This is a genomic window from Serratia sp. root2, assembly GCF_031931805.1.
GTDB classification, from domain to species: Bacteria; Pseudomonadota; Gammaproteobacteria; order Enterobacterales; family Enterobacteriaceae; genus Serratia; species Serratia inhibens.
This window is the reverse complement of record NZ_JAUJXB010000001.1, coordinates 903,441-915,288: the sequence shown is the minus strand read 5'-3', so window position 1 is coordinate 915,288 and position 11,848 is coordinate 903,441. Positions and strand designations below refer to the sequence as shown.

The following is an 11,848-nucleotide window of genomic DNA, read 5'->3' as shown; positions in this document are numbered from 1 at the left end:
TTCAATTCATCGCGCGGCCGCACTATACGAATAAAAACTAGCGGCTTCAAGGCATAAGCGCCAGCTGTGGATAAATTCCCTTTACCAGGCATTCCCTTGACGCGCCTTTTGCGCTACTTTGAATCACCCCTTCTATACTAATGATTTTAAAGGTGAAACATGCTTTATCTGATCTATGCGCAGGACGTTCCCAATTCATTGGAAAACCGTCTGTCGGTGCGGCCGGCGCATCTGGCACGCCTACAGGCGCTGCGGGATGAAGGCCGTCTGGTGATTGCCGGCCCAAACCCGGCTATCGACAGCAACGATCCGGGCAGTGCGGGCTTCAGCGGTTCTACGGTGATTGCGGAATTCGCCTCGCTGGCGGATGCTCAAGCCTGGGCTGAACAGGATCCCTATGTCGCTGCCGGCGTTTATGGTGACGTGACGGTAAAACCGTTCAAGCAGGTGTTTTAGTTTAATCACAACCCGTTGGGTTCTGCCTCCGCGGGTTGGCTATTACGAGCAATTTTATCACGCTGGACTGCAGATATTGGTGGCCCATAACCTGACGTATCCGTTGAAGATCAACGCAAAACCCAAAACTTCCTTTCCTCGTTTAGTCTTGCCCGGCACAACAGCCTTGTTCTCTCATTCTATTGTACATTAACCGGCATGCTCATAGACTCCAATAACTGTATATAAATACAGTATTTTCCTATGAGGATCCAAATGATGAACACCTGCCCTGATATCGCAACATTGAGAAGTACTGTACCTACCCTTGCCGGCGAGCTGATCGCTGTAACCGCCTATGATGCCAACTGGAGCACCAGTAACCGTCAACCCACCGGCGGGGGCATTTTTGTCGCTAAAGCACAGTCAACGCCCGCAGACGATGGCGGCATGTTTATACGTCCTAATACGTCATGGGTCTGGCTGCGCGTATTGGAGGTCGCCGGTACAGTGTCGCCTTATATGTACGGCGCTAAAGGCGATGGCATTGCCGATGATACCGATGCGATTCAAAAAGCGCATGACTACGTCAGCTCGCTGCATGAACATACCACTAAGCAAACTACGATTGGCGGTATGGTTTATACAAGCATCGAGCAAGTATTGAAAAACGGCATCCTGACGTTTGGAAACGGTCGTTTTAAGTGCAGCAACACACTAAAGTTTGACACCAAAACCGTCGATTATGATTTTTCCGGCGCGTTACTGGATTTCCGGTCTTTTGCCAGCGGTACAGCCACTGCGCACGCAACCGCCATTTATTGGATGAATACTGATGGCTATCCGCAGGGTAGCTTGACCGTGAAAAATCTACGCATGATTGGTCCCGGAGCGGATAAGTTTGTCGACGGCATGACTTTTCGCAACGATATCACCCCCGCAACCCCCACAGAGCCTGCTAAAGAGGTTAAAACCACCTACCCACGTAACTCGATGACATTCATCGGCGGTGGCCTTGAAAGCTTCGCCTACGGCATTACCGGCAACAACAACTTTTATTTCCTGCGCATGTACAGTTTTATGTTCAACCATTGCCATACCTGCTATTACTTCCCCAACAACGCGACGAACTCTGGCGAAGAGATGAACTTCCATAGTTGCGTCTTTGCACAAAGCAACTGCGGCGTTAACCTGCAGGGAGGCTACAGTTATTTCTTTAATTGTTCCTTTGACTATATCTATGGTGATAGCGGAGCAAAGGACTCAACGGTAAGTCTGGGGAAATATATTCATATCGAGGGTGGACAGCACATTTTCCGCGATTGTCACATTGAAGGTTTTGGCCCGCGAAATTACATCGTTAACGTACCTGATACCAAGAAATGCAAAATCAACTTTATTGGTGGTTTATTTACCTTTAAGGCTGGTGATCCTTCAACAGAGAACGAAGCTACCCTTTCTAACCCATTCTACTTTGGTGACCAGGCTCGCGCAGTATTTCAAGCCGTTAATCTTGGCAAGCTGCAACAGGCAGGTGACGTCGGCGTAAGTGGCTGGGTTGACGGCACTGGTTCGGTGTCATTTCGCGATATGCAATTACCGATGAACTGGCCCTATTTGCTGACGAAAGTACGCACGAACCCCAGCGTGCAGGATAACTGGCTGGACAGCACGACCTATACCAGTGGCGGCAGTAATGATAAATGGACAGAAGAGGCTTGGGTATTGTCGCCGGGTGGGATTAACAATGTACGCAAATCTCGCTTCGGCTGGGGCACGGCAAATAGTACCAACTTCAGCATAATACGCCAGGCTGGATTCGTCTCTCTTGGTCGTAACGCAGCCGCAGGGGACGGCGTGTATCAGGCAGTGCTCGGTACCATTGCGCTGAAAGGCTATGGCAGCGTGATCCACAATTTCCGCGCAGGTACCTACGCAGGCGACGGCCAAAGTTGTCAGGTGAAAATTGTCTGGGCCAAGCTGCTCCAATACGGCCCGGCTCAGGACATTGAACCTACGATTCTGATGCAGGCAACGGGCCACAGCTACGTCTATAACTTCAGTGGCAGCGAGTCGGAGTTTAAAACTGCAGTTATTCCGGGCCAAATGCAAGGTTCGGATGCGCAGTCTCCGATGATCGATCGTGCTCCGGATTGGGCAACCCACGCTTTCCTGCTGGTGGATACGACAAAAATGAAGGGTGGTTTCGATTTGCGCATTACTGACGTTTATATGCGTCAGGTATAAAAATTTTATGCTGCCGGCAGCCGCAGATTACTGCGGCTTTTTCATATTGAAGTCAAAAAAAAGCCAGCACGGAGAGGCTGGCTAAAGGGTTCTTCGAGGGAATATCTTGTCCGATAACCCTACTCTCTCCTCTTCCGCCCCACCAGCTATCAGTGCGATAGTTTTCCTCTTAAAGCAAAGCGTCTGGCGGCGCATTACTGCTTCTGGTATGGTTAACGGGCAACCTATAACCATATAAATAATAATGAATTAACAGGGGGAGTCTACTTGCAGCGACAACCGGTTTCATCTTCAAGAATTATATCAATAGGCTATGATGAAAAGACTCAGATTCTGGAAATTCAGTTTCGTGATGCGGGAACCTACCAATATATCGGGGTTCCCAAGCGAATCTACCAGGATTTTGTCGTGGTGGTTTCAAAAGGCCGGTTTTATGACGGCGTCATAAAGGGCAAATATTTGTGCCGTAAAACTGGGTAACCGGCCAGGTTGAATATCAACCCGACCTGCACGCCGACCCCGTACAGTGTCGGGGTGTAAGATCACTTTCTTACTTCGATGCCGGATCCGCCACAGTCGTTTGACTCTGCGCCAGAACCAGTGCCTGCATATCCGCAAACATAGCATCCCACTCTTGCTGGCCAATATCCATCAGGCCAAAAAACCTCAGCATGAATGCCCCTTCGGTGGCCAGAAAAACCAATCGCGCGCGCCTTCCCTCCTCAGTGGTCAAATCCAGACCGGCAATCCGGCTGCGGTACCATTCACGGGTGCTGTTCAGATGTTCCGGCGTTTGAATCAGTGTCGCCATCAGCCCCGCAGCCTTGGCGCTGGACGCCTGATCGGAGCTTCTGGTCGCCTGCATATGCGCCCGCACGGAGGTTGTAGCAGAGGGATTTTCCCCGGCTATCGCGTCGAACACAGTGTCATAAGCCTTGCCCCAGCGTTCAAACATCGCATCAATCAACGCGTCTTTACTGCCGAAGCAGTATTGCACTCCACCTTTGGAGATCCCCATCGCTTTTGCGACGGAATCAATGGTCAGCCCAGTGGCACCCTGGTTGGCGACTATTTCTTCGGCCATATCCAGAACTTTGTCACGATCGATGCTGCGTTGACGTCCCATTGATAAACCCCTCTTTTCAATACGTACGTATGGATATATATTATGACCAGTATACCATCAGTGGAGACTGGGGTTTACCTTCTGGTCGCGCATCCGCGCTGGCCGCATTTTTTGGAATAATATTATGTTCGTAAACAACCGCTGGTTGATCCTGTCCTTAATCTCCAGCGCCCTATTTCTCATCGTCATCGACATGACGGTGTTATACACCGCCTTGCCACGGCTGACGCAGGCGCTGGATGCCAATGCGTCACAAAAATTATGGATCGTAAACGCATACCCGCTGGTAGTTGCAGGTTTGCTGCCTGGTGCAGGCATGCTGAGCGATCGCGTCGGTCATAAACGCCTGTTTATGGCCGGATTGCCGGTTTTTGCCGCCGCCTCGCTTTGCGCCGCCTTTTCCCCCTCCGCCGAGTGGCTAATCGCAGCGCGTGCATTTCTCGCCGTGGGTGCCGCAATGATGATGCCGGCAACCCTGTCCATCGTCCGCCATATCTTTACCGACGAACGCGAGCGCGCGTTGGCTATTGGCATTTGGGCTGCGGTCGCCTCCAGTGCGGCTGCGCTGGGCCCCGTGGTCGGCGGGGTATTGCTGGAATATTTCTGGTGGGGTTCGGTGTTTCTGATCAACGTGCCGGTAGTGATGTTGGTGCTGCCGCTGGCATGGCGGCTGATACCGCACTGTGGCGGGGAGAATAAGCGCCCTTACGACATTATCGGTTCGGTACAGATCATGATCGGTCTGGTGGGCAGCATCTACGCGCTGAAAGAATTGAGCAAAACGGCCCCCTCCTTCATTGCGTTAACGACTGCGGCTGCAATCGGTATTGTCTCTCTTGTCCTTTTTGTGCGCCGTCAAAGGCAAGCGCGATACCCGATGATTGACTTCTCGCTGTTCCAAAACAGGCTGTTTGCCGGTGGCGTCGGCGTTGCCTTGCTCTCGATGATAGCGTTGATTGGCGTGGAACTGGTTCTGAGTCAACGTTTGCAATTGGTTCTCGATCTGAGCCCATTGCAGGCCGCGCTATTTATTCTGCCGATCCCGTTGGCCTCCGTGCTGGCCGGGCCGCTGACTGGCTTATTCCTGCCCCGCTATGGCGAACGTCGTATGATGCTCGGCAGTTTTATTCTGACCGGTCTCGGGATCGCCGGTCTCGCCCTGTTTTATCAAAGCAGCGTTTTATTGCAATTGATTTGCCTGTGTATCACTGGTTTTGGCGTCGGTGGCGCCATTACCGCCGCATCGACCGCCATCATGCTGAATGCGCCTGAAGAGAAATCCGGCATGGCGGCGTCGATTGAAGACGTTTCCTATGAACTGGGCGGGGTTTTGGGCATCACCCTGCTAGGCGGGCTGATGACAGCCGTCTATAGCCACAGTTTGACGTTGCCGGGCAGTTTGCCGGTGAGCGACATCGCCTATGACAGCATTGATGAAGCTCTGCGGCTGGCCGCCACTCTGGCCGACGATCAGGCTGAACAACTGAGACAGCTGGCGCGCATGGCTTTCGACCGGGCATTCATCGCGGTACTGATAGCTGCAGCGCTGTTGATGACGCTAGGGGCAGGCATGGCGAAATGGACTTTAGGCAAGAAGTGATAAAGCCCAGAATCAGGGAGCGTTAGTCGATGGGGAATATAAGGACGTATCCCATAATACTCCCTCGGGCTTAAAGACAACTTTTCATCGAATTCACAGTCCCTGCCGGGACTGTTTTCGTTTTACCACTCGTAGGACACCACAAACAGCAATGCGCGCCGGTGCTGATCATCCAGGCGACGTCGTACCCGGATAATGTGCCGGTTGCTGCATGACTGGCGCTCCAGCCAGCGATGCCTGCGGCGCTGATTCTGCCGCAGCATCCGCCAGCGGCCCACCTCGTTTCTACTGCGTCTCATCGTTTCGTCACTCGTCCGTCAAATACCAACGGCGGGCATTATAGCCCTTTCGTCGAGCGATCCAAGTCGCAGTTCGTCGCGCAACCACGCCGCCAAGCGAGGCGAAGACCGGGTAAAAATGTTTTTTTTCGCTTTCAGCAAGTGCCTTAAGACAATCATATTTATGCAATATAAGCGCCGAGAAAAGGTTCCCCCTTTACCATTCTGTGCGTACACTCATTGTTGGTGGTTTGCGAACGGGATTTTTCGCCTTTATGACAACATTTTATACCGTAATCAGTTGGCTCATGGTATTCGGTTACTGGCTGCTTATCGCTGGGGTTACGCTACGTATTCTGATGAAACGCCGCGCTGTGCCTTCCGCCATGGCCTGGCTGTTGGTTATCTATATTCTGCCTTTATTCGGTATCGTGGCTTATTTATCTTTCGGCGAATTGCATCTAGGCAAACGTCGCGCCGAACGCGCCAAGGCGATGTGGCCCTCGACCGCGCGCTGGCTCAGCGAATTAAAAGAGAGCCAACGGATCTTTGCCACAGAATACAGCGAGGTTGCCAGGCCATTGTTCCAGCTGTGCGATCGCCGCCAGGGCATCGATGGCGTTAAGGGAAACCAACTGCAATTGCTCACCACTACCGACTCAACGATGAAAGCGTTAATCCGTGATATCGAGTTGGCACGCCATAATATTGAGATGGTGTTCTATATCTGGCAACCCGGTGGGCTGGTGGATCAGGTCGCCGAATCGCTGATGGCTGCCGCGCGACGCGGCGTGCATTGCCGGCTGATGCTGGACTCTGCCGGCAGTTTGCAGTTTTTCCGCAGCCCTTATCCGGGCATGATGCGCAATGCCGGCATTGAGGTAGTAGAAGCGCTCAAAGTTAACCTGTTCCGCGTATTCCTGCGCCGGATGGATTTACGCCAGCATCGCAAAGTCGTCCTGATCGACAATTACATCGCCTATACCGGCAGCATGAATATGGTCGATCCGCGTTATTTCAAACAGGGTGCCGGCGTCGGCCAGTGGATCGACCTGATGGCGCGTATGGAAGGCCCGGTCGCCAGCACCATGGGTATCGTTTATGCCTGTGACTGGGAAATTGAAACCGGCAAACGCATTCTGCCACCGCCGCCGGATGTCAATATCATGCCGTTCGAACAGGAAAGCGGCCACACCATTCAGGTCATCGCCTCCGGCCCCGGCTTCCCGGATGAGATGATCCATCAGGCGTTGCTGACCGCCGTGTACTCCGCACGTGAGCAGTTGATCATGACAACGCCCTATTTCGTGCCGAGCGACGATCTGCTGCATGCAATTTGCACCGCCGCGCTGCGTGGCGTTGAAGTCAGCATCATCGTGCCGCGTGACAACGACTCAACGATGGTGCGCTGGGCCAGCCGTTCCTTCTTCTCTGAATTACTCGAAGCCGGCGTGCGCATCTATCAGTTTGAAGGCGGCCTGCTGCATACCAAAAGCGTGTTGGTAGATGGTCAACTCAGCCTGGTAGGCACGGTAAATCTGGACATGCGCAGCCTGTGGCTGAACTTTGAAATCACTCTGGTCATCGACGATGACGGCTTCGGTAGCGATCTGGCCTGCGTGCAGGATGACTATATCGCCCGTTCGCAGTTGCTGAACGCCCAAGAGTGGCAGAAACGGCCATTCTGGCACCGCATTGTCGAACGCCTGTTCTACTTTTTCAGCCCGCTGCTATAAAAGCCGTGTCGGGCATGGTTTAATAACGCCAAATCATTTTTATCAGGATTTTTTTATGGATTTGAATAACCGCCTTACCGAAGACGAAACGCTGGAACAGGCTTATGACATTTTTCTGGAATTGGCTGGCGACAATCTGGATCCGGCGGATATTCTGCTGTTCAACCTGCAATTTGAGGAACGCGGCGGCGCCGAGCTGTATGATCCGGCGGAAGACTGGTCGGAGCATGTGGATTTTGACCTGAACCCGGACTTTTTTGCCGAAGTGGTCATTGGCCTTGCGGACAGCGATGGCGAACCGATCAACGACGTGTTTGCCCGCGTGTTACTCTGTCGTGAGAAAGACCACAAGCTGTGCCACATTTTGTGGAAAGAATAAACGCCCTGTCTGCATGAAAAAACCCGCCAAAATTGGCGGGTTTTTTGTTGGTGACGCAGCGGACAACGCTGCGACTTGAAATGCGGCGGGTAAATTATAAAGGATCGACTTTCAGGCACGACACCGCATGGCGGAAACTCCCCTCCAGCAGCGGCCGGGTTTTGGCGCATTCTGGCCCGGCAATCGGGCAGCGGGTGCGAAACACGCAGCCTGACGGCGGATTGATCGGCGAAGGCAGCTCCCCTTCCAGCAGTTGGATCTGTTTTTCCCTCTCCTTGTCCGGATCCGGGATCGGCACCGCCGACATCAGCGCTTTGGTGTACGGGTGCTGCGGGTTGTGGTACACCTCATCGTAGGTCCCCAGCTCCACCGCATGACCCAGATACATCACCAGCACGCGGTCAGAGATGTGCTTAACGACCGCCAGGTCATGGGCGATGAAGATGAGCGACAACCCCATTTCACACTGCAGCTGCTGCAACAGATTCACCACCTGCGCCTGAATCGACACGTCCAGCGCGGAGACCGGCTCGTCACAGATCACCAATTTCGGTTCCAGGATCAGCGCACGTGCAATACCGATACGCTGGCACTGGCCGCCGGAAAACTCATGCGGATAGCGGTTGATCAGGTTTGGCAACAAGCCCACCTTCAGCATCATCGCCTTCACCTTGTCCTTCACTTCCTGACGCGGCATTTTCGGATAATAGGTGCGCAGCGGCTCGGCGATGATTTCACCGATGGTCATGCGTGGGTTCAGCGAGGCCAGCGGATCCTGGAAGATCATCTGGATATCGCTACGCGTTTTGCGCCAGTCGGCATCGCTCATGCCGAGCAGATCCTTACCTAACCAGGCAACGCGCCCGCTGGTGGCTTTCACCAGGCCGATAATGGCGCGGGCGAAGGTCGACTTTCCGCAACCGGATTCGCCAACCACGCCCAGCGTTTCCCCTTCGAACAACCGCAGCGTCACGCCGTCGACCGCCTTGAGGGTTTTTGCCGGCTGCCAGAACCACTGTTTGTCATCATGAATGTCGAAGTGCACTTTCAAATCGGCCACTTCGAGCAACACTTTCTTGTCGGTTACCGCTGTCATACCAACGCCTCCACCGGTTTAAAGCAGGCGCGCAGGCGCCCTTCACCAAACTGCTCCAACGGCGGAGCGCTCGCGCATTGTTCCATCGCAAACTGACAACGAGGCTGGAACGGGCAGCCTTTCGGCAGACGCAGCAGGTTCGGCGGGTTGCCGGGAATGGTCATCAAGGCTTCACCTTCGGCATCCAGCCGCGGAACCGCATTCAGCAGACCGATGGAGTAAGGGTGACTCGGGTGATAAAACACATCACGTGCGCTGCCGTATTCCATCGTGCGCCCGGCGTACATTACCAGCACCTTGTTACAGATACCTGCCACCACGCCCAGATCGTGAGTGATCATGATGATGGCCGTATTGAACTCTCGCTTCAGCTCATTCAACAGCGTCATAATCTGCGCCTGAACCGTCACATCCAGTGCGGTGGTCGGTTCGTCGGCAATCAACAACTTGGGCCGGCACAACAACGCCATGGCGATCATCACGCGCTGGCGCATACCGCCTGAGAACTCATGCGGATACATGCGCATGCGTTTGCGCGCTTCCGGCATTTTTACTGCATCAAGCATGCGCACCGACTCTTCGAAGGCTTCGCTTTTACTCATTTTCTTATGCAACATCAGCACTTCCATCAGCTGCTCGCCAACGCGCATATAAGGGTTAAGCGACGTCATCGGATCCTGGAAGATCATCGAAATCTCTTCCGCCCGCAGCTTGTTGAGCTGTTTTTCCGGCAGATTGAGGATTTCGCGGCCATTAAACTTGGCCGAGCCGCCAATACGGCCATTGCTGGCCAACAGCCCCATCAACGCAAAAGCGGTCTGGGATTTGCCTGAACCGGACTCACCGACGATGCCCAAGGTTTCACCGGCCCGCAGATCAAAGTTCAGATCGTTCACTGCCGTCACGTCACCGTCCGGGGTGCCGAAGGTCACGCGCAGGTCTTTCACATCCAGCAGCAACGGCGATTTGGCGACGGCGCCGGTTTGCAACTGCGGGTTTTCAATGGTGCTCATGATGGCACTCCTTAACGATCTTTCGGGTCGAGGGCGTCACGCAGACCATCGCCGATAAAGTTGAAACAAAACAGAGTGACAACCAGGAAACCCGCCGGGAACAGCAGCAACCACGGTGAAACTTCCATCGAGTTGGCGCCATCGCTGAGCAATGCGCCCCAACTGCTTAACGGCTCCTGCGTGCCCAGCCCCAGGAAGCTGAGGAAGGATTCGAACAGGATCATGCTCGGCACCAGCAATGAGGCGTACACCACTACCACGCCGAGCACGTTAGGCACGATATGGCGCAGTACGATATTTCGGGTTGAAACCCCGCACACCAATGCCGCTTCGATAAATTCTTTGCGCTTTAAGCTCAGGGTTTGCCCGCGCACAATACGCGCCATATCCAGCCACGACACCATGCCGATCGCCACAAAGATCAACAGGATATTTTGGCCGAAGAAGGTCACCAGCAAGATCACGAAGAACATGAACGGGAAGGAGTTGAGGATCTCCAGCAAGCGCATCATTACCGAGTCGGTTTTACCGCCCAGGTAACCTGACATCGCGCCGTACAAGGTACCGACAATCACCGCCACCAGCGCCGCAGCCACGCCGACCATCAGCGAGATGCGCCCGCCAATCGCCACGCGCACCAGCAAATCGCGACCGGAGGAGTCCGTGCCGAAGTAATGCGCCGATTCAAGACTCGGTGCGGCCGACATCATCGCCCAGTCGGTATCGTCATAGGCGAACTGAGACAGCCACGGGGCTACAATCACAAACAGGGTAATCAGCGCCAGCACAAACAGGCTGCTGACCGCCGCACGGTTATGCACAAAGCGGCGGCGAGCATCCTGCCACAGGCTTCGCCCTTCCACTTCCAGCTTTTCGCTGAAGTGTTCCAGAGCTTCGCTGTTCTTTTTCGTCAACATCATTTGCGTGCTCCAGCTTAATAACGAATTTTTGGATCGATAACGGCGTACAGCACGTCCACGATCGCGTTAAATAAAATAGTCAGGCCGCCCACCAGAATGGTCAGGCTCAATACCAGAGAATAGTCACGGTTCAGTGCACCGTTAACGAAAAGTTGGCCGATACCCGGCAGGCCATAAATGGTTTCGATCACCATAGAACCGGTGATGATACCGACAAAGGCAGGCCCCATATAGGAAAGCACCGGCAATAACGCAGGCTTCAATGCATGGCGCAGAATGATACGGCGCATTGGCAAGCCCTTGGCGCGAGCGGTACGAATAAAGTTCGAGTGCAGCACTTCAATCATCGATCCGCGCGTAATACGGGCGATACTGGCAATATAGGCCAGCGATAACGCCACCATCGGCAGGATGATAAATTTCGGTGCCCCGCCGTTCCAACCGCCACCCGGCAGCCATTTCAGCGTGATGGCGAAAATCAACACCAGTAACGGCGCCACCACGAAACTGGGAATAACCACCCCGGTCATGGCAAAGCCCATTACCGTATAATCCCATTTGGTATTTTGATTCAGTGCGGCAATGACGCCGGCGCTAACCCCCAATATCACTGCCAGCAAAAACGCGGCCAGGCCCAATTTGGCTGAAACCGGGAAAGAGGCAGCCACCAGATCGTTGACCGAATAATCCTTGTATTTGAAGGACGGGCCAAAATCGCCTTGCGCGAGCTGGGCCAGATAGTGGCCGTACTGTTTCCAGATAGGATCATTCAAATGGTATTTGGCTTCGATATTGGCCATCACTTCCGGCGGCAATGCGCGCTCGCCGGTAAATGGGCTGCCGGGGGCCAAACGCATCATAAAGAAGGAAATGGTGATAAGGATAAATAGTGTCGGGATCGCTTCTAACAAGCGACGAAATATAAATTTTAGCATTGCCCTAACCCTGTGCTGCAGCCTGATAACGGCTTATTATTCTCAACATGGGCCGGCGGTTCACACCGCCGGCACTTACCGTA

12 protein-coding genes are annotated in these 11,848 nt (G+C 53.8%); 6 read left to right on the top strand and 6 right to left on the bottom strand.

From position 1 onward, the window contains the following. Positions 1-159 precede the first annotated feature (159 nt). From QZQ97_RS04325 to QZQ97_RS04315, 3 genes are all read left to right on the top strand, one after another. A complete protein-coding gene (locus QZQ97_RS04325; RefSeq protein WP_311992400.1) occupies positions 160-456 on the top strand; it encodes a YciI family protein in 297 nt (98 codons plus the stop codon). A 255-nt stretch (positions 457-711) separates the two neighbouring features. Next, entirely contained in the window at positions 712-2,682 is a 1,971-nt protein-coding gene (locus QZQ97_RS04320) for a hypothetical protein (RefSeq protein ID WP_311992399.1), read from the top strand. A gap of 267 nt (positions 2,683-2,949) precedes the next feature. Beyond that, positions 2,950-3,162: a KTSC domain-containing protein gene (locus tag QZQ97_RS04315; RefSeq protein ID WP_311992398.1), complete on the top strand. Its 213-nt coding sequence runs from the start codon at positions 2,950-2,952 to the stop codon at positions 3,160-3,162. Between the two features lie 70 nt (positions 3,163-3,232). Here QZQ97_RS04315 and QZQ97_RS04310 read toward each other — a convergent pair whose 3' ends face one another. Then, positions 3,233-3,808 carry a TetR/AcrR family transcriptional regulator gene (locus QZQ97_RS04310; RefSeq protein WP_311992396.1) on the bottom strand — a complete coding sequence of 192 codons (576 nt, stop codon included), beginning with the start codon at positions 3,806-3,808 and terminating at the stop codon, positions 3,233-3,235. A gap of 124 nt (positions 3,809-3,932) precedes the next feature. On the opposite strand from QZQ97_RS04310, the gene QZQ97_RS04305 reads away from it, so the two are divergent. Further along, on the top strand, positions 3,933-5,408 hold the full coding sequence (locus tag QZQ97_RS04305) for an MFS transporter (RefSeq protein ID WP_311992394.1): 1,476 nt from the start codon (positions 3,933-3,935) through the stop codon (positions 5,406-5,408). 122 nt (positions 5,409-5,530) lie between these two features. On the opposite strand, the gene QZQ97_RS04300 is transcribed toward QZQ97_RS04305, so the two are convergent. Then, positions 5,531-5,707 (bottom strand): YciY family protein, encoded by a 177-nt coding sequence (locus tag QZQ97_RS04300; protein ID WP_311992393.1) that lies wholly within the window; start codon positions 5,705-5,707, stop codon positions 5,531-5,533. A 254-nt stretch (positions 5,708-5,961) separates the two neighbouring features. On the opposite strand from QZQ97_RS04300, the gene cls reads away from it, so the two are divergent. Then, positions 5,962-7,422 (top strand): cardiolipin synthase, encoded by a 1,461-nt coding sequence (gene cls / locus QZQ97_RS04295; protein ID WP_006321178.1) that lies wholly within the window; start codon positions 5,962-5,964, stop codon positions 7,420-7,422. A gap of 55 nt (positions 7,423-7,477) precedes the next feature. Continuing rightward, entirely contained in the window at positions 7,478-7,801 is a 324-nt protein-coding gene (locus tag QZQ97_RS04290) for an HI1450 family dsDNA-mimic protein (RefSeq protein WP_004945300.1), read from the top strand. Positions 7,802-7,895: 94 nt separating this feature from the next. On the opposite strand, the gene oppF is transcribed toward QZQ97_RS04290, so the two are convergent. Genes oppF through oppB form a run of 4 tightly spaced genes read right to left on the bottom strand, consistent with a single transcriptional unit; the run spans position 7,896 to position 11,765 of the window. After that, positions 7,896-8,897 carry a murein tripeptide/oligopeptide ABC transporter ATP binding protein OppF gene (gene oppF, locus QZQ97_RS04285; RefSeq protein ID WP_311992392.1) on the bottom strand — a complete coding sequence of 334 codons (1,002 nt, stop codon included), beginning with the start codon at positions 8,895-8,897 and terminating at the stop codon, positions 7,896-7,898. Beyond that, positions 8,894-9,910 carry an ABC transporter ATP-binding protein gene (locus QZQ97_RS04280; protein ID WP_311992391.1) on the bottom strand — a complete coding sequence of 339 codons (1,017 nt, stop codon included), beginning with the start codon at positions 9,908-9,910 and terminating at the stop codon, positions 8,894-8,896. The genes oppF and QZQ97_RS04280 overlap by 4 nt, the downstream gene beginning before the upstream one ends. A gap of 11 nt (positions 9,911-9,921) precedes the next feature. After that, complete coding sequence (oppC, locus tag QZQ97_RS04275) at positions 9,922-10,830, bottom strand: oligopeptide ABC transporter permease OppC (RefSeq protein WP_006321181.1); 909 nt, start codon at positions 10,828-10,830, stop codon at positions 9,922-9,924. A 14-nt stretch (positions 10,831-10,844) separates the two neighbouring features. Beyond that, entirely contained in the window at positions 10,845-11,765 is a 921-nt protein-coding gene (gene oppB, locus QZQ97_RS04270; protein ID WP_311992390.1) for an oligopeptide ABC transporter permease OppB, read from the bottom strand. Positions 11,766-11,848 lie beyond the last annotated feature (83 nt).

Bases quoted from the DNA above. Each gene is read 5' to 3' on its own strand.
- QZQ97_RS04325 (WP_311992400.1), top strand. From the start codon at position 160: ATGCTTTATCTGATCTATGCGCAGGACGTTCCCAATTCATTGGAAAAC.
- QZQ97_RS04320 (WP_311992399.1), top strand. From the start codon at position 712: ATGATGAACACCTGCCCTGATATCGCAACATTGAGAAGTACTGTACCT.
- QZQ97_RS04310 (WP_311992396.1), bottom strand. From the start codon at position 3,808: ATGGGACGTCAACGCAGCATCGATCGTGACAAAGTTCTGGATATGGCC.
- QZQ97_RS04305 (WP_311992394.1), top strand. From the start codon at position 3,933: ATGTTCGTAAACAACCGCTGGTTGATCCTGTCCTTAATCTCCAGCGCC.
- QZQ97_RS04300 (WP_311992393.1), bottom strand. From the start codon at position 5,707: ATGAGACGCAGTAGAAACGAGGTGGGCCGCTGGCGGATGCTGCGGCAG.
- cls (WP_006321178.1), top strand. From the start codon at position 5,962: ATGACAACATTTTATACCGTAATCAGTTGGCTCATGGTATTCGGTTAC.
- QZQ97_RS04290 (WP_004945300.1), top strand. From the start codon at position 7,478: ATGGATTTGAATAACCGCCTTACCGAAGACGAAACGCTGGAACAGGCT.
- oppF (WP_311992392.1), bottom strand. From the start codon at position 8,897: ATGACAGCGGTAACCGACAAGAAAGTGTTGCTCGAAGTGGCCGATTTG.
- QZQ97_RS04280 (WP_311992391.1), bottom strand. From the start codon at position 9,910: ATGAGCACCATTGAAAACCCGCAGTTGCAAACCGGCGCCGTCGCCAAA.
- oppC (WP_006321181.1), bottom strand. From the start codon at position 10,830: ATGATGTTGACGAAAAAGAACAGCGAAGCTCTGGAACACTTCAGCGAA.
- oppB (WP_311992390.1), bottom strand. From the start codon at position 11,765: ATGCTAAAATTTATATTTCGTCGCTTGTTAGAAGCGATCCCGACACTA.